The following is a 15,800-nucleotide window of genomic DNA, read 5'->3' on the forward strand; positions in this document are numbered from 1 at the left end:
CCGGATTTGGCACGAAAACTTGCCGGTGTGGCAAGCTCGGGTTCGTGAACCGTGAAACCGAAGAGGTCCTCGACGGGGTGGGCGCGCGGCTGCGGGCGTTGCGACGGCACCGCGGCATCACGCTCGCCGACCTCACGACGACCACCGGGATCTCCGAGAGCACGCTGTCGCGGCTGGAGAGCGGTCAGCGCCGGGCCACGCTGGAACTGCTGCTGCCGCTGTCGCGCGTCTACGACGTGCCGCTGGACGACCTCGTCGGCGCCCCGCGGACCGGTGACCCGCGCATCCACCTCAAGCCGATCAGCAAGTACGGCATGACATTCGTGCCGTTGTCGCGACGGCCGGGCGGGGTGCAGTCGTTCAAGATGCTCATCCCGGCCGTCTCTCTGCCGCTGGAGCCGACTTTGCAGACGCACGACGGGTTCGAGTGGCTCTACGTCCTGAATGGACGGTTGCGGCTGGTGCTCGACGACCTCGACCTGACGTTGCCGCCCGGTGAGGCCGCCGAGTTCGACACCGCGAAACCGCACTGGCTGGGCAGCGCGGACGGCGGCGCGGTCGAGCTGCTGATCCTGTTCGACCCGCAGGGCGTGCGCACGCACGTCCACGCCGACAAGATCACGTCCGGTTGAACCGCGCGATCGCGACCACGCCGGCCAGCGTCACGACCGCGTTGAACACACCGAACCCGACGGCCGTGGCCGCCGCTCCCGCGATGCCGATGAAGATCCCGGCGACGATCGCCGACGTGCCCATCGCGAGGTAGCCGACGAAGAAGATCGCCGTGAACAGCCCGGCGCGTTCGTGCGGCGCGACCTCGGGCACGAGCCCGCGCGTGGTGCCGGCGAACGAGGCGCCGATCCCCGTGCCGCCCACCACCGCGGCCGCCCACAGCAGCGGCAGTGAGGTGGCGCCGATGCTGCCGACGAACAGGACCGCCCCGGCGACCATCGCGCTGGTGCCGGCGAACCGCAGCCGCGGCGCCTTGACACCGCTGGAGAACGCGGAGGCCACAGTGGACGCTCCGAGCGCGACGAACGCCAGCAGCGACCCGACGATCGGGCTCCGCACGCCGAACACCGCGACCAGCAGCGCGGGCACGAGTCCCATGAACAACGTCATCGTCGTGAACCCGCCGACGATGGCGGGAACCGTCGTCCAGTAGAGCCTGCGCACCTGAGCGGGCAACGAGATGCGCGGGTTCAGAGACCGGATGGCCCCCGGTTTGCGCGTGGCCGTCTCCGGCGTGAAGTACGCGAAGACCGTCCCGGCCGCCATGACGACCGCGAGCACGAACCACACCTCGAACGCCGCGTTCGTCGCGAACTGCGCCAGCAACCCGGCGAACAACGCGCCGATCGCCAGCCCGCCGAGCGGCGCCATGCTGGTCATCTGCGCGCCGAGCTTCTTGAACCGCTCGGGCGCCAGCTCGACCACGGCCGCGCTGAGCGCGCTCGACGCGGCGCCGGTCGCCACGCCCTGCACGACGCGAGCGGCGATGACCCAGCCGATGCTGGGCGCGAACAGGAACATCAGCATCGCGACGAGGTCGACGCCCAGCGCCGCGATCATGAGCGGCCGCCGTCCCACGTAGTCGGAGAGCGACCCGAACACGAGGATCGCGACGAGCAGCGAGAACGCGTAGATGCCGAACGCGAGCGTCAGCACCCACGGCGCGAACCCCCACTGGTGCTGGTAGATCGGCAGCAACGGGGTCGGCGCGCCGGCCGCCACGAGGATCGCGACCATCGCGGCCGAGATGCCCGCGAAGCCGACGCCGCGTGACAGGTACGGCCGGCGCACGGCCGTGTCGGTGCGATCGAGCAGTGCGGTCATCGCACTTCCTTCAAGTCCGGGGAGTGGGCTGCACGACCGTAGGCCCGTTCACTTGTTTTTTGCAAGTGAGCTTTGCGTCACGAAGTCTTTGGCGTTTTCGCAAGCTTGCTAGTGTGAGTGGTGTGAAGCGACGCGATTTCGGCCAGTACTGCGGCCTCGCCCGGGCGTTGGAGCTCGTGGGCGAGCGCTGGGCGTTGCTGATCGTCCGCAACCTCATCGTGCGGCCGCGCCGCTACACCGAACTGCAGACCGGCCTGGTCGGAATCCCGACGAACGTGCTGGCCACGCGCCTCAAGGAGCTCGAACAGTCGGGCATCGTGGAGCGCCAGGTGGCCCCCGCACCCGCGCGAGGCGTCGTCTACGCGCTAACGCCGCTGGGTCAGTCGCTGGAACCCGTGCTGCTGTCCCTGGCCCGCTGGGGCGCACCGCAACTGGGCGAACCGCAACGAGGCGACGTGGTCACGCCGGAGGGTCTGGTCCTGAACCTGCGCGCGGTCTTCCAGGCCGAGCAGGCGTCCGGCCTGACCGCCTCGTGGGAGATCCACGTCCGCGACGTGGTCGTGCACGCCGTGATCACCGACGGCGCCCTGGTCACCGGCCTGGGCCCCGCCCCGGTCGAGCCGGACCTGATCATCATCACGACGTTCGCCGACGACGAGCTGGCGTCCTACCGGGCGATCATGACGCAGGCACGCGACGGCGTGCTCGAACTGAAGGGCCGCCGCGAGCTGCTCGCCACGTTCCTGCGCGTCTTCACCGTTCCGAAGAAGGCCTGAGCGCCACCGAGCCCGCGAGGATCAGCCCGGCGGCGATGAGCAGGGCGTGCGGCATGAGGATGCCGGCGATCACCAGTGCCGCGGCGACGACGTGAAAGGGCCAGGTCCGCGTGCGGGGGCGGGTCGTGGGGGCCATGGGGCGCCTCCTGGGGGTCGAGGGCGTCTCGGGTCCAGGATGCGTCGGTTTTGTCCGGTTTGGCGATCGGGTGCGGCCCCCAACCTTGTGGTGGGTGTGGGTGGGTGACGGACACCCGGCGTGGGTGTTGGCCCCCGCACGGCGGTGGTGACGGGCACCGGCGAACTGCCGCTGGACCGCGCCCGCCAGCACCGACTTTCGCGCCCTGTCAGCCGCGAGCCGCGCCCACCAGCCGCGAGCCGTGCCCCGCCAGCCGCGCTCCCGTCCACGGCGCCGCCACCAGCCCCGCCCCACGCGCCGCTCCCGCCGCCCGGCTGCTGCCGGCCGTGCCCGCCCCTCGCTCCAACCGCGCCCGCCCCGCCGCCCCCGCTGCTCGCCGCCCCTGCTGCCGCTCGCCCGGCGACCCTCAGCCGCCTCCTGCCCGGCCGTGCCCGCCCCCGCTCCACCCGCGCTCGCCCGCCGTTCCTGCTGCCGCTCGCCCAGCGACCCCAGCCGCCTCCCACCCCGCCCTGTCTGCCAGCCGCCCCCACCCACGCCGGCCGCCCACCACGAGACCCACCTCACCCCGCCCCGCCGTGACCATCCCCACCCCGGCACCCACCCCCACCCCGCCGACCGGCGCACCCACCACATCCCCGCCAACATGGGTGTTGCCACGGATGGACACGTGGCGCCCCCGCCAGTCAGCCTCGCAGGCGTGGCGGGAAGTGATCACGGAGAGGCGGCGCGCGTGTCGTTGTTCGGGCGGATCTTCCTGCTGAACGCCCTGGTCCTGGTGGTGGCGGCCGCGCTGCTCGTGTTCGGGCCCGCCACGGTGTCGACGCCCGCGCTGTCGCGTGAGGTGCTCGTGCTGGCGTCGGGGCTGGTGGTGATGCTGATCGCCAACGCCGTGCTCATCCGGGTGGGGCTGGCGCCGCTGGGCAGGCTCACCAGGGCGATGACCACCATCGACCTGCTGAAGCCGGGGCCGCGGCTGGAGGCGACCGGGCACGGGGAGATCGCGGAGCTGATCACGACGTTCAACAGCATGATCGACCGGCTTGAGGCCGAGCGGGGGTACAGCTCGGCCATCGCGCTGTCGGCGCAGGAGTCGGAGCGGCGCAGGGTGGCGCAGGAGTTGCACGACGAGGTGGGGCAGTCGTTGACGGCGGTGTTGCTGAGTCTGAAGCGGGTGGCCGACCAGTCGCCGCAGGAGACTCGCGAGGAGCTGCTGCAGGTGCAGGAGACCACGCGCAGCACGTTGGACGAGATTCGCCGCATCGCCCGCCGCCTGCGACCCGGTGTGCTGGAGGAGCTCGGGCTGGTCAGCGCGCTGAAGGCCCTCACGAACGAGATTTCCGAACCGACCGGTCTCACCATCAGGCGGAAGTTCGACAAGAACCTGCCCCCGCTCGACGCCGAGACCGAGCTGGTCGTCTACCGCGTCGCGCAGGAAGGGCTCACCAACACCGTTCGCCACGCGAAGGCACAAGAGGCCGAGCTGAGCCTGAAGGCGCGACCGTCCCACGTGGAGCTCCGGATCCGGGACGACGGCCGGGGGATCGGCGACAGCCAGGAGGGCGCGGGCATCCGGGGCATGCGGGAACGCGCGCTGCTCGTGGGTGCCGACCTGAAGGTCGGCGCGGCGCCGGACAGGGGCACCGAGGTCCGGCTCACCGTCAAGGCGAAGGGGGAGGGCGAATGACCGTGCGCATCCTGCTCGCGGACGACCACGCGCTCGTCCGCCGCGGCGTCCGGATGATCCTCGACAACGAACCCGACCTCGAAGTCATCGGCGAGGCGGGTGACGGTGCCGAGGCGATCAGCAAGGCCCGCAAGGACCAGCCGGACCTGGCGATCCTCGACATCGCCATGCCGCGCCTCACCGGGCTGCAGGCCGCGCGCGAGCTGTCGCGGCTGCTGCCTGACCTGCGGATCCTCATCCTCACCATGTACGACAACGAGCAGTACTTCTTCGAGGCGCTCAAGGCGGGCGCGTCGGGGTACGTGCTCAAGTCCGTCGCCGACCGCGACCTGGTGGAGGCGTGCCGCAGTGCCATGCGCGGCGAGCCGTTCCTCTACCCCGGCGCGGTGAACTCGCTGATCCGCAACTACCTCGACCGGGCCAAGGAGGGCAACGGCTTCCCGGCCAAGGCGATCACCGACCGCGAGGAGGAGATCCTCAAGCTGGTCGCGGAGGGCCACTCCTCCAAGGAGATCGCGGACATGCTCGTGATCAGCGTCAAGACCGTCGAGCGGCACCGGGCCAACCTGCTGCAGAAACTCGGGCTCAAGGACCGCCTCGAACTCACCCGGTACGCGATCCGCGCCGGGCTCATCGAACCCTAGGAAACTCGAGTGAACGTCGAAGTGACGCCCCTGCCCGGCATAGGGGTCAGGCAGGACTTCTCCATCCGTTCCGGCCGCCGGATCGGCGTGATCTCATACCGCGACGGCAAGTTCGAGCTCATCCTGTCCAAACAGGACGATCCAGACGCCACCGCCGCGTCGATCCCGCTCGCGCCGGAGGAGGCGGGCACGCTCGCCGGGCTGCTCGGGGCGCCGCAGCTCGTGTCGCACCTCGACAGGCAGCACCGCGACATCGCCGGGATCAGCACCCGCCAGCTGCCGGTGACGGCGTTCGCGAGCCGCACGCTCGGCGACACCGCGCTCCGCACGCGCACCGGCGCGTCCATAGTGGCCGTCGTGCGGGCGGGCAACGCGCATCCGTCGCCCGGCCCCGACTTCCTTTTCGAGAACGGCGATCTCGCGGTCGTCGTCGGCACCGCGGACGGTCTCGACACCGCCGCGGACATCCTGACGGGCGGCTGAACCTGTGCACGACACAACGATCGCGCTGATCCAACTGGGTGCGGTCTTCTTCGGACTGGGCCTGCTCGGCCGCCTCGCCTGGAGATTCGGCATCTCGCCGATCCCGCTCTACCTCGTCGGCGGTCTCGCGTTCGGCTCCGGCGGGCTGATCCCGCTGCACGGCATCGAGAACTTCACCCACCTCGCCAGTGAGATCGGCGTGGTGCTGCTGCTCCTCCTGCTGGGACTTGAATACTCGGCGTCGGAGCTCACGACCGGTCTCAAGAAGTCGTGGATGGCCGGCGTCCTGGACATCGTGCTCAACGCTGCGCCCGGCGCGATCGTCGCGCTGATGCTCGGCTGGGGCCCGGTCGGCGCGCTGGCGATGGCCGGCGTCACGTACATCTCGTCGTCCGGCATCATCGCCAAGGTCCTCGGCGACCTCGGCAGGCTCGGCAACCGCGAGACACCCGTGATCCTCTCGGTGCTGGTGTTCGAGGACCTGGCGATGGCCGTCTACCTGCCGGTGCTCACGGCGGTGCTGGCGGGCGTCAGCTTCATCGGCGGACTCACCTCGGTCGGCATCTCGCTGCTCGCGATCACCATCGTCCTGGTGGTGGCGCTCAAGTACGGCCGGGTCATCTCGGCCATCGTGGACAGTCCCGACCACGAGGTGTTCCTGCTCAAGCTCCTCGGTTCCGCGCTGCTCGTCGCCGGTATCGCCTCGGAGCTGCAGGTGTCCGCCGCGGTCGGCGCGTTCCTCCTCGGCATCGCGATCTCGGGCTCCACGGCCGAGAACGCCACACGTCTGCTGGAACCGCTGCGAGACCTGTTCGCCGCGATGTTCTTCGTCGTCTTCGGCCTCAACACCGACCCGCGCACGATCCCGCCGGTGCTCGGCATGGCCGTGCTGCTGGCCGTGATCACCACGCTGACGAAGGTCGCCACGGGCTGGTGGGCCGCACGACGGCAGGGCATCGGGCCGATGGGCCGTGCCCGAACCGGTGCCGCACTGGTCGCGAGAGGCGAGTTCTCCATCGTCATCGCGGGTCTTGCGGTCGCGTCCGGGCACGTGAGCGAGCAGCTCGCCGCCCTCGCGACCGCGTACGTGCTGCTGATGGCGATCATCGGCCCGATCGCGGCCCGGTACGTGGAACCGGTCGGCGAGTTCTTCCTGCGCAGGAGGGCCGCGGCTCAGTGAGGTGGCCGGCGCTCCTGCTGGCCCTGTTGCTGGCGTTCGTCGGCTCTAGCACGCGAGACACCAGTGCCGACCAGCCGGGATCGGGGCTCAACGCCCCGGTCTCGGCCGTTCACGTGCACGCGACCGGGTCACCCGACGCCTGCTGGGCGCTGCCCGGTACCGCGACCGGCCCGTGCCCACCGCCGGAACCGGCGGCGGCCGTCGTGGCCGCTGCCGAGAGCTTCGAAGGAACGACCTCAGGTCACCGGTCGAGCCGGGCGCCGCCGCACGCGGCCGCTCCCGACTCCACGTACCCCTGACCCTTGAGGACTTCCCATGTCGTATGTCGTTCTTGTGCTGCTCATCGCGTCCGTCGCCGCCGGTGTCGGCGCCCTGGTCGCGATGGTCCAGAAGAAAGAGCCGTTCTACGGCGTCGTCGGACTCGTGACGATCTGCGTCCCGAGCTCGCTCCTGGCGTTCGTCTACATCGCCGTCGCCTGATCGGCGGACCTGCCGAGCTGGGCGACGCCACGAGCCACGCCCAGCTCGACCAGGTCCTGCGGCCGCAGCCGCAGCTGGTCGGCGGTCTGCCGGGCCTGCCCCGGTTCCCGCTTGAGGATCGCCGCCGCCAGCTCCGGTGAGATGACCGCCAGGTAGCTGTCCGGCGTCACCCACGTCCGGCCGGGCGCGGCGAACGCCAGCGCGCCACCGGATCCGCCCTCGCCGACCAGCAGCGTCGTCACCGGCACGCGCGCCTCGGCGACCGCGGTGAACAGGTCGGCGATGGCCGCGCCGACACCGGCCTTCTCGGCGGCGGCGTCGTTGGCCGCACCCGGCGTGTCGACGAGCGTGAGCACCGGGACGCCCAGCCGGTTCGCCAGGCGGAGGAGCCGCGCCGCCGTCCGGAACCCGGCGGGTCGGGTGGCCGTGCCGCACTGCGCCGCGTAGGCGATCGTCCTGCCGTCGCGGTGCCCGAACCCGCACAGCACCCCGGGATCAACGCCACCACTGCGGTCGCCGTTGATCGGCTCGTGCCAGTCGAAGTAGCTCGCGAGGTAGTCCTTGGCGCGTGGACGGTTCCGCGCGCGGGCCCGCAGCACCGCGTCCCACCCGGTCTTCGGCAACACCGGCTCGCCGAGCGCTTCGGGGACAGGCGCGGACTCGGGCGAGAGGGAGGTGAGCAGGCGCAGCCAGCGTTCCAGCCGCCCGCGCAGCTCGTCGGACGGCAGCAGCTGGTCGACCAGCCCCGCCGCGAACTGCTGCGTCACCGAGTATCCCGGCGGCCGCACCCGTGAGCCGGCGAACCCGACCTGGGCGCCGCGCAGCCCCAGCACGACGTCGGCACCCGCGCCGAGCGTCGCCCAGCCGCCGCCGGTCGTGGGGTCGCGCAGGACCGAGACGTGCGGCAGACCGGCCTCGCGGGTCAGCGTGAGCTGGCGGGCGATGCGGGGCAGCTGCATCAACGCCGGCGTGCCCTCCTGCATGCGGCTGCCGCCGGTCGCGACCAGCGACACGACCGGGACGCGGAGCTCGCGGGCGTGCGTGAAGGCCTGCTCGATGCGGGCGCCGGTGCGGGTTCCCAGCGAGCCGCCCAGGAACCCGAACTCGAACGCGACCACCACGGCCGTGACACCGCCGATGTCCGCGACGCCGCAGACGACGGACTCGCGCTCGCCGGTGACCTCGGCGGCTCGGGAGAGCTGGTCGCCGTAGCCGGGCCAGGCCAGCGGGCCGTTGGCGTCGAACGCGGTGTCGCCGTCCGGCAGCTCCGTGAACGCCGCCGCCACCCGGCCGATCAGCTCACGGGCCGTCTCACGTCCCGAGGGCACGCTTCATCACCTTGCCCATGTCGTTGCGCGGCAACGACTCCACGAACCGCACCACCCGCGGCCGCTTGTGCGGCGTGAGCAGGCGCGCCACGTGGTCGGCGAGCTCGCCGGGGGAGGGCTCGGCGCCGGACGACACCACCCAGGCGACGATCCGCTCGCCCAGGTCGTCGTCGGGCTCGCCGGTCACCGCCACCTCCTTCACCGCGGGGTGCTCCAGCAACGCGTTCTCGATCTCGCCGGCGCCGATCTTGTAGCCGCCGCTCTTGATGATGTCCGTGGCCTTGCGCCCGACGATGCGGAAGTAGCCGTCCTCGTCGCGCGTGCCGACGTCGCCCGTGCGGAACCAGCCGTCCGCGAACGCCTCCGCGGTGGCGTCGGGCCGGTTCAGGTACTCGGTGAACAGGTTCGGCCCGCGCACCTGGATCTCGCCGATCGCGCCGACGTCGTCCAGCGTCAGACCGGAGTCGTCGACGAGCCGCACCTCGACGCCCGGCAGCGGCACGCCGACGGCGCCCGGCCTGCGGTCGCCGTCCGCGCGCACGCTGGTGTTCATCAGCGTCTCGGTCATGCCGTACCGCTCGACCACCCGCTGCCCGGTCGCGGCCGCGATCCGCTCGTGGTCGCGCACCGGCAACGCCGCCGAACCGGACACGAGCAGCCGCGCCTTGCCCAGCGCGGCGGCGAGAGCGGGGTTGTCGCCGACCTCCTCGGCGATCCGGTGGTACATCGTCGGAACGCCGAACATCATCGTGCCCTCGCCGTCGAGCGCCTCCACGACCTGTGCCGTCGAGAACTTGCCGAGGTGGTGGAGCGTGCCGCCGCGCCGCAACGGGCCGAGCACGCCGAGGATCAGACCGTGCACGTGGAACAACGGCAACGCGTGCACCAGCACGTCCTCCGGGGTCCACTCCCACGCCTCCGCCACCGCGTCCAAAGTGGACACGATCGACCGGCGCGGCAGCACGACGCCCTTCGGCGATCCGGTGGTGCCGGAGGTGTAGACGATCAACGCGGGAGCCTCGTCGCCGGGATCCGCGAACACCTCGTCGGAAGCACCGTCCAGCGTCACGTCCAGGCGTGGCACCGAAGCCAGTCCCGCGGGCAGTTCGACACCGGGAGCCGCGAGCACCAGGGCGGGCGCGCTGTCCGCCACGATGTGCGCGAGCTCGCGTTCGCCGACCTTGGGGTTGAGCGGCACCGCGGGCACCCCGGCGAGCAGGGCCGCGACCACCGCCACGCAGGTCTCGATCGTGGGGGTGGCCCACACCGCCACCCGCGGGAGCCCGGACACCGTCCGGGCCAGGGCTCCCGCGCAACCGGCGAGCTCGGAGTGGGTGAGGGCGCGGTCGCCGAAGCGGAGGGCGACGCGGTCCGACTGCAAGGCAAACATCAACTCACCAGATTCCCGGGACGACGAGGGCGAGCCACACCAGCGGCGGCGCCGCCGCGACCATGATCCCGCCGTAGACCATCAACTGCTTGAAGAACTTGTCGCGGTCGACGTCCTGCGCACCCGCCAGCACCAGAGCGCCGTTGGTGGAGAACGGACTCACGTCGACCACGGTCGCCGACACCGCCAGCGCCGCGATCAGCCCGACCGCGCTCACCTCGCCCTGCAACAGGAACGGCACCGCCAGCGGGATCAACGCGCCCATGATGCCGACCGACGAGGCGAACGCCGACACGGTCGCGCCGATGTAGCAGATCAGCAGCGCGGCGAGCAGGGGAGCGCCGACACCCGCGACCGAGTCGCCCGCCCACTTGATCGTGCCCATGCTCTGCAGGACGGCGACGTAGGTCAGGATGCCGCAGATCAGCAGCACGGTCGGCCAGGTGATCTGGTTGATCGCCTGCTTGGAGGTCTCCGGCCACACGACGCTGAGCAGCACGGCCACCGTGATCGCGGCGAGGCCGACGTCGAGGTCGAAGACGAGGGCGGCGACCACCAGGGCGGCGAGGCCGAGGAGGGTGGCGATGCGGGGCGCGGTGAGGGTCATGCGCTCGTCGGACTCAGGCTCGGACTCGGGCTCGGACTCGCTGTCGCCGCCCGCACCACCGCCGCCGGTGCGGACCAGCGCCGCCGTGTCCAGCGGCTGCCGCGCCAGCTTCATCCCGCCGCACACCACGAACACCACGACGGCGATCAGCAGGTTCACCACGAGGCTGGCCAGGAACAGCACGATCTCGTTGCCCGGCAGCCCCTCCTTGTCGACGATGCCGTTCACGATCGTGCCGTAGATGCTGATGGGCGAGAACCCGCCTGCCTGCGCGCCGTGCACGACCATCACGCCCATCAGGAGTGGGCTGATCTTGTACTTGGCCGCGAACCCCATCGCGATCGGCGCCACGATCGCGACCGCCGCCGGGCTCACCGCGCCGATCGCCGTCAGCACGCCGGTGATCGCGAACATCACCCACGGCATCAACGCGATCCGCCCGCCGACCAGCCGGATCGCCATGTGCACCAGCCAGTCCGTGGTGCCGTTGGCGCGGGCGATGGCGAACAGGAACGTCACCCCGACCAGCACGACGAACAACGAGCCGGGGAAGCCTTTGAAGATGTCGTCGGCCTTCATGTCCGCGACCAGCGTGCCGACACCGAAGGCGGCGGCGAAGGCCAGCGCTCCCATGTTGATCGACCGCGTCGTGGCGATGACGAACACCACGACCAGCACGAGTATCGAGATCAGTTCGGCGGACATGGGCAGGGCTCCCGTCGTTGGGTTGTCCCAGTGGCTGAGTGGATGAGCCACTTTCCGCCCGTCCTCCGGTGGCTGTCAAGAGGTGGCCTAGTGGCTGAGCCACTTGGACGGTTATCCTGGGACGATGTCCGAGGCACTCCGGCCCATGGTGAAGTCCCGCCTGTACGAGCAGGTGCTCGAACGGCTGCGCGCGCACGTCACCGAGGCGGGGCTGGGCGCGGGTGACCGGCTCCCCGCCGAGCGCGACCTGGCGGCGAGTCTGGGCGTGAGCCGCGCGTCGGTCAAGCAGGCGATCGTGGTGCTGGAGGTCCAGGGCCTGGTCGAGGCACGTCACGGCGGTGGCACGTACCTGGTGCGCGACACGCTCGACGTCGAACCGGTCGAGCAGCTCGTCGAACGCCGCAAGCGCCTCCCGGAGGTGCTGGAGGCCCGTGAGGCGCTGGAGACCAAACTCGCCGAACTCGCCGCCGAACGCCGCACGGACGCCGAACTGGAGACGATCCGCGCGGCGCTCGACTACATGCGCGACGAGATCAAGAACGGTGAGAACGGCGTGGAAGGGGATCGCCGCTTCCACGCCGCCGTCACCGCCGCCGCCCACAGCTCGCTGCTGGCCGACTTCATGAAGGCCATCGCCCAGCAGATCACCGAGAGCCGCACCGAGTCGCTGCGCCAGCCGGGGCGCCCGTCCCGGTCACTGGCGCAGCACACGGCGATCTACGAGGCCATCGCCGCGGGCGACGCGAAGAAGGCCGCCGCGGCGATGCGCAAGCACGTCCGGACCGTCGCGAAGGTCCGGCTGCTCACCTGGGTGCCCGAAGACTGATCACCGGCCTCCCCGAGCTCTGCACGGTCCGGGTCGAGCCGTCGCTCTCGTGCACCACAACGGTCCACTTCCGCTTGGCGAACGTGGACGACTGCACGGTCAAGATGTCACCGGACTGCTTGAGCCGGGTGCGCTTCCCCTTGTCCTCGTACAGGGTGAACTCGCCCTTCGCGCCCGCCGTCACGTGCACGGTCAGCTCGTTGGCCGGGTTCTGCGCGTCGTTGGTGACGTTGTTCGTGCGCTCCACCAGGATCCCGCCGGACCGCAGGAACACCGGCATGGTGTCCCAGCCCGCGCTGACCGTGGCCCACGTGTTGCCCTGGTAGACCTGGCCCGTGAAGTAGTCGGTCCACTGGCCGGGCGGGAACCAGACCCGCGTGGAACCCACGTCACCCGGCGTGGTGATCGGCGCCACCAGCATGTCCGGGCCGAGCAGGAACTGGCTGTCCACAGTGGAGTAGGCCTCGGGACTGCCCGGGTACTCGATCCACGCCGGCCGCACCATCGGCACACCCGTGCGGTTCGCCTGCTCCGCCAGCGTGTAGAGGTACGGCACGAGCCGTTCCCGCAGGTTCAGGAACTTCGTCGCCGACGCCTGCGCGGCCGGTCCGTACTGCCACGGCAACCGGTCGCTGTGGTTGCTGTGCAGTCGCGTGATCGGCTGGAACGCGCCGAGCTGCACCCACCGCGCGTACATGTCGTCCGGCATCTTGGTGGTGTAGCGGAGCTGGCCGTTGTCGAGGTACTGCTCCGACCCGCGCAGCCCGGTGGTGTCGTTGTGACCGCCGATGTCGTGGCTGATGTTCGACATGCCCGTCGACACGCCCTCGGCCGAGGTGTAGCCGATGGTGCCCTTCAGCACGCCCCACGTCGACGAGGTGTCACCGGTGAAGTGCAGCGTCGTGCGCTTCTCCGCCCACGGCCCGGTCGGCAGCGGCCCCGAGCCGCTGTACCCGCCCGCCTGCAGCGAACCGAACCCGCGCGAGAACGCGAACGCGCCCATCTTCGAGTACTGCTCGTTGATCCACGTGTCCGGCGTGACGCCGCGCAACGACGAGCCCGAGCCGTCGCAGCACCAGTCGAGCCACCAGAAGTCGGTCGGCATCTTGCGGTGCAGCTCGACGTACGCCCGCAGCTGGTCCGGGTCGCCCCAGTCGAACAGGTAGCAGTTCGCGCAGTTCCCCTTGGCCAGCTTGCCCTTCGCGGTGGCCTGGGCCTGCGCGAAGTCCGGATCGTCGCCCTGGATGCTCGGGTGGATGTTGAGCGTGCTGCGCAGACCCTCGCTGTGCGCCCAGTCCAGGAACCCCTGCGGGTCCGGGAACTTGGAGGAGTCCATGCGCCAGCCGTTCCACAGGTTGTGGCCCTTGAAGTCGGTGTCCACCACCAAGACGTCCAGCGGCACGCCGTGCTGCCGGAACGCGGGCAGGATGCGGTCGCGGAAGTCGGCCGCGGTCCTGTCGATGTACTCGGAGTACCAGACGCCGTAAGCCCAGCGCGGCAACAACTTCGGCCCGCCGGTCAGCGTCGCCAGATCACCCAGTGCCGCCTTGTAGTCCTGGCCGTAGCCGAACACGTACCCGTCCTGGTACGGCTGCGCGCCCTTGTCCGCGCGAGGAGTCCCGTTGCGCAGAGCCGAACCCGTGTCGTCCAGCAGGTACCAGCCGTCGCGGTACATCAGGCCGGGGTAGAGCTTCGGGTCGCCGCTGGTGCCCGTGTAGCCGTCGAGCGAACGCCGGTACCCGCCGAGCGCCAGGTGCTGCACGGAGTTGTTGACCCCGACGGTGTCCAGGTTGACGTGACAGCCGCTGTCCGGGCACGTGACGTTCAGGTCGGAAGTGCCCGCCGGCAGGGAGATCTGCGCCGTGGTCGTGGCCCACGTCGCCCAGTTCGCCGTGGTGGGCAGGGTGATCGCCTGGCCGTTGAGGAACACGGTGCGCGGTTCGTGCTTGCCGTCGCCACCGACGCCGTTGGCGTAGCGCAGCACCACCGGGTACGTGCCTGCGGCCGGCACGCTGCTCACGCGCTGGGTCAGCCGCGTGCCGCCGACCAGTTCGGCGACGAACCCGGTGCCCGCGAACCCGGCGTGCTCGTCGGCGATCTTCGCCGCGCCGCTGATCGCGCCGTTCTCGGCCTCGCAGCTGGTGCCGAACCGGCAGTCGTCGACCGCTCTGGCGGTGGGATAGGCCTGGCCCGCCGTGAGCAGCGCGAGGCTGTCAACGTTGACGTTGCCGGAGTCCGCCGCGCCCCGCGTGAGCGAGATGCGGTGCTCACCGGCCGACAGGTCGACATCGGTGGCGACCTGCTGCCAGTCGTCCCAGTTCGCCGTCCTCGGCAACGTGATCTGGCGCGGAGCCTGCCCGTCGACGCTGAGGCCGAGCGTGCGGTTCTCGTGCTTGCCGTCGCCGCCCTGCCCGTTGGCGTACTTCACGACGACCCGGTGCCTGCCCGCACTGGTCGCGCGCACGGTGGCCGTGACACCGTTGTTGACGTAGGAGAACCCGGCGACGAAGCCCCACCCGGTGTGACCCGCGTGGTCCGCCGCGACGAGCATCCCCTCGCGGTGCTGGTCCTCGGCCTCGCACAACTGCCCGGTCGCACAGACCACCCGCCGCCACGGGGACGCGGTCGTGCCACCGGTCTTCAGTTCGAGGTTGTCCGCGCGGAACGGCCCGGAACCCACGCGGTACCGCAGGGTCATGGCCGACGTGGTGATGACCAGCCAGCCGTTCTCGGTGCGGGAGCTGTAGGCCGTGCGTGGGAAGGTGCGGTTGACAACGTTGTAGGTGGCCTGGTTCTCAAACGCGCGGTCCCCGGCGAACTCGGACCGGATCAGGGTGGGGGAGAGGATCTGGAACCGGGCCTGCCCCGAGGTGACCGTGCCGTTCGGCTGGGCGGTCGCGGGTGCGGGGAGGATCAGACCCAGAAGGGCTAGCAGAGGGACGATCGTCGTGCGTTTCCGCATTCGTGCTCCTCGTCTGACGCCGTCGGCTTCCGAGGTGTTCAGGTACCTGAACCTTCCTCACCTTGGCGTGACGAAGTTGAGCGATCAAGACGCCACTTGGCCCACCGTCTCAACTGGCGAACGGACGATCGTCCGCAGTCCGTCCACTGTGGATTCTCACCTGATGACGCGGTAGGTCACGTGCGTGAACGAGGCCTTGGCGCGCGACTCGACCTGCTCCAGCCGCAGCCCGGGAACACCGTCGAACAACCTCGTGCCGGCGCCGAGCGTCAGCGGCACGATCCGCAGCCGCAGCTCGTCGATCAGCCCCGCCGCCAGGTACTGGTTGACGGTGGAAGCGCCGCCGTGGATGGAGATGTTGCCGTTCCCGGCTGCCTCGCGGGCGAGCTTGAACGCCGCCGCGATGCCGTCGGTGACGAAGTGGAACGTCGTGCCGCCCTCCATCGGCTGCGGCTCGCGCGCGTGATGGGTGAGCACGAAAACCGGCCCGTGGTAAGGCGGGTTGTCGCCCCACCAGCCGTTCCACGGGCGGTCCCACGACCCGCGCACGGGGCCGAACATGTTGCGGCCCATGATGAACGCCCTGGTCTCGGCGAGACGGTCCATCTGCCACTTCTGTTCCTCGGGGTCCTCCATCCACGCGTGCAGCTCGCTGCCCCACCCGTCGCCGCCGTCGTCACCGAACGGCCGGTCCTCCGCCTGGCCGGGCCCCGCCGAGTACCCGTCCGCCGAGATCGAGAGATCGCACGTCACCTTGGTCATG

16 protein-coding genes are annotated in these 15,800 nt (G+C 70.7%); 9 read left to right on the forward strand and 7 right to left on the reverse strand.

The window, feature by feature from the left end; all coding sequences use genetic code 11:
• Positions 1-44: 44 nt before the first annotated feature.
• Complete coding sequence (locus ACFWN2_RS10550) at positions 45-632, forward strand: helix-turn-helix domain-containing protein (RefSeq protein WP_382426494.1); 588 nt, start codon at positions 45-47, stop codon at positions 630-632.
• Here the strand turns inward: ACFWN2_RS10550 and ACFWN2_RS10555 are convergent.
• Positions 619-1,836 carry an MFS transporter gene (locus ACFWN2_RS10555; protein ID WP_382426495.1) on the reverse strand — a complete coding sequence of 406 codons (1,218 nt, stop codon included), beginning with the start codon at positions 1,834-1,836 and terminating at the stop codon, positions 619-621. The genes ACFWN2_RS10550 and ACFWN2_RS10555 overlap by 14 nt on opposite strands.
• Before the next feature lie 122 nt (positions 1,837-1,958).
• Here ACFWN2_RS10555 and ACFWN2_RS10560 point away from each other — a divergent pair, with 122 nt between their 5' ends.
• A complete protein-coding gene (locus tag ACFWN2_RS10560; protein ID WP_382426497.1) occupies positions 1,959-2,612 on the forward strand; it encodes a winged helix-turn-helix transcriptional regulator in 654 nt (217 codons plus the stop codon).
• On the opposite strand, the gene ACFWN2_RS10565 is transcribed toward ACFWN2_RS10560, so the two are convergent.
• Positions 2,590-2,748 (reverse strand): hypothetical protein, encoded by a 159-nt coding sequence (locus ACFWN2_RS10565; protein WP_382426498.1) that lies wholly within the window; start codon positions 2,746-2,748, stop codon positions 2,590-2,592. The two genes, ACFWN2_RS10560 and ACFWN2_RS10565, sit on opposite strands and share 23 nt — an antisense overlap.
• Before the next feature lie 697 nt (positions 2,749-3,445).
• Here ACFWN2_RS10565 and ACFWN2_RS10570 point away from each other — a divergent pair.
• From ACFWN2_RS10570 to ACFWN2_RS10595, 6 genes are read left to right on the forward strand one after another with little or no spacing between them, the layout of a single operon-like run.
• A complete protein-coding gene (locus ACFWN2_RS10570; RefSeq protein WP_382426499.1) occupies positions 3,446-4,432 on the forward strand; it encodes a HAMP domain-containing sensor histidine kinase in 987 nt (328 codons plus the stop codon).
• Positions 4,429-5,076, forward strand: a complete 648-nt coding sequence (locus ACFWN2_RS10575) for a response regulator (protein ID WP_382426500.1) — start codon at positions 4,429-4,431, stop codon at positions 5,074-5,076. The genes ACFWN2_RS10570 and ACFWN2_RS10575 overlap by 4 nt, the downstream gene beginning before the upstream one ends.
• A 9-nt stretch (positions 5,077-5,085) precedes the next feature.
• Positions 5,086-5,559, forward strand: coding sequence for a cation:proton antiporter regulatory subunit (locus tag ACFWN2_RS10580; RefSeq protein ID WP_382426501.1), 474 nt, complete (start codon positions 5,086-5,088; stop codon positions 5,557-5,559).
• Between the two features lie 4 nt (positions 5,560-5,563).
• The gene (locus ACFWN2_RS10585) at positions 5,564-6,739 is read left to right on the forward strand and encodes a cation:proton antiporter (protein ID WP_382426503.1); all 1,176 of its coding nucleotides are present in this window, start codon (positions 5,564-5,566) and stop codon (positions 6,737-6,739) included.
• Positions 6,736-7,038, forward strand: coding sequence for a hypothetical protein (locus tag ACFWN2_RS10590; RefSeq protein ID WP_382426504.1), 303 nt, complete (start codon positions 6,736-6,738; stop codon positions 7,036-7,038). The genes ACFWN2_RS10585 and ACFWN2_RS10590 overlap by 4 nt, the downstream gene beginning before the upstream one ends.
• A gap of 16 nt (positions 7,039-7,054) precedes the next feature.
• Positions 7,055-7,219 carry a hypothetical protein gene (locus ACFWN2_RS10595; protein WP_382426505.1) on the forward strand — a complete coding sequence of 55 codons (165 nt, stop codon included), beginning with the start codon at positions 7,055-7,057 and terminating at the stop codon, positions 7,217-7,219.
• On the opposite strand, the gene ACFWN2_RS10600 is transcribed toward ACFWN2_RS10595, so the two are convergent.
• The 3 genes from ACFWN2_RS10600 to ACFWN2_RS10610 are packed head-to-tail and all read right to left on the reverse strand — an operon-like array spanning position 7,201 to position 11,249.
• The gene (locus ACFWN2_RS10600) at positions 7,201-8,547 is read right to left on the reverse strand and encodes a carboxyl transferase domain-containing protein (RefSeq protein ID WP_382426507.1); all 1,347 of its coding nucleotides are present in this window, start codon (positions 8,545-8,547) and stop codon (positions 7,201-7,203) included. The two genes, ACFWN2_RS10595 and ACFWN2_RS10600, sit on opposite strands and share 19 nt — an antisense overlap.
• Complete coding sequence (locus tag ACFWN2_RS10605) at positions 8,531-9,937, reverse strand: acyl-CoA synthetase (protein WP_382426509.1); 1,407 nt, start codon at positions 9,935-9,937, stop codon at positions 8,531-8,533. Before ACFWN2_RS10605 ends, ACFWN2_RS10600 begins: the two co-directional genes overlap by 17 nt.
• A gap of 4 nt (positions 9,938-9,941) precedes the next feature.
• Entirely contained in the window at positions 9,942-11,249 is a 1,308-nt protein-coding gene (locus tag ACFWN2_RS10610) for an SLC13 family permease (protein WP_382426510.1), read from the reverse strand.
• Positions 11,250-11,373: 124 nt separating this feature from the next.
• Between ACFWN2_RS10610 and ACFWN2_RS10615 the strand changes: the two genes are divergently transcribed.
• Positions 11,374-12,075 carry a FadR/GntR family transcriptional regulator gene (locus tag ACFWN2_RS10615; RefSeq protein WP_382426511.1) on the forward strand — a complete coding sequence of 234 codons (702 nt, stop codon included), beginning with the start codon at positions 11,374-11,376 and terminating at the stop codon, positions 12,073-12,075.
• Here ACFWN2_RS10615 and ACFWN2_RS10620 read toward each other — a convergent pair.
• Both ACFWN2_RS10620 and ACFWN2_RS10625 read right to left on the reverse strand, forming a co-directional pair.
• On the reverse strand, positions 12,053-15,037 hold the full coding sequence (locus tag ACFWN2_RS10620; protein ID WP_382426512.1) for a TIM-barrel domain-containing protein: 2,985 nt from the start codon (positions 15,035-15,037) through the stop codon (positions 12,053-12,055). The genes ACFWN2_RS10615 and ACFWN2_RS10620 overlap by 23 nt on opposite strands.
• 156 nt (positions 15,038-15,193) lie before the next feature.
• Positions 15,194-15,799, reverse strand: a complete 606-nt coding sequence (locus tag ACFWN2_RS10625) for a dihydrofolate reductase family protein (RefSeq protein WP_382426514.1) — start codon at positions 15,797-15,799, stop codon at positions 15,194-15,196.
• Position 15,800 lies beyond the last annotated feature (1 nt).

The organism is Lentzea sp. NPDC058436 (assembly GCF_042721515.1).
GTDB lineage: Bacteria > Actinomycetota > Actinomycetes > Mycobacteriales > Pseudonocardiaceae > Lentzea.

What these genes read in the sequence shown, in the direction of transcription:
- ACFWN2_RS10555 (WP_382426495.1), bottom strand. Translation starts at nt 1,836, where the DNA reads ATGACCGCACTGCTCGATCGCACCGACACGGCCGTGCGCCGGCCGTAC.
- ACFWN2_RS10565 (WP_382426498.1), bottom strand. Translation starts at nt 2,748, where the DNA reads ATGGCCCCCACGACCCGCCCCCGCACGCGGACCTGGCCCTTTCACGTC.
- ACFWN2_RS10575 (WP_382426500.1), top strand. Translation starts at nt 4,429, where the DNA reads ATGACCGTGCGCATCCTGCTCGCGGACGACCACGCGCTCGTCCGCCGC.
- ACFWN2_RS10595 (WP_382426505.1), top strand. Translation starts at nt 7,055, where the DNA reads ATGTCGTATGTCGTTCTTGTGCTGCTCATCGCGTCCGTCGCCGCCGGT.
- ACFWN2_RS10605 (WP_382426509.1), bottom strand. Translation starts at nt 9,937, where the DNA reads ATGTTTGCCTTGCAGTCGGACCGCGTCGCCCTCCGCTTCGGCGACCGC.
- ACFWN2_RS10610 (WP_382426510.1), bottom strand. Translation starts at nt 11,249, where the DNA reads ATGTCCGCCGAACTGATCTCGATACTCGTGCTGGTCGTGGTGTTCGTC.
- ACFWN2_RS10615 (WP_382426511.1), top strand. Translation starts at nt 11,374, where the DNA reads ATGTCCGAGGCACTCCGGCCCATGGTGAAGTCCCGCCTGTACGAGCAG.
- ACFWN2_RS10620 (WP_382426512.1), bottom strand. Translation starts at nt 15,037, where the DNA reads ATGCGGAAACGCACGACGATCGTCCCTCTGCTAGCCCTTCTGGGTCTG.
- ACFWN2_RS10625 (WP_382426514.1), bottom strand. Translation starts at nt 15,799, where the DNA reads ATGACCAAGGTGACGTGCGATCTCTCGATCTCGGCGGACGGGTACTCG.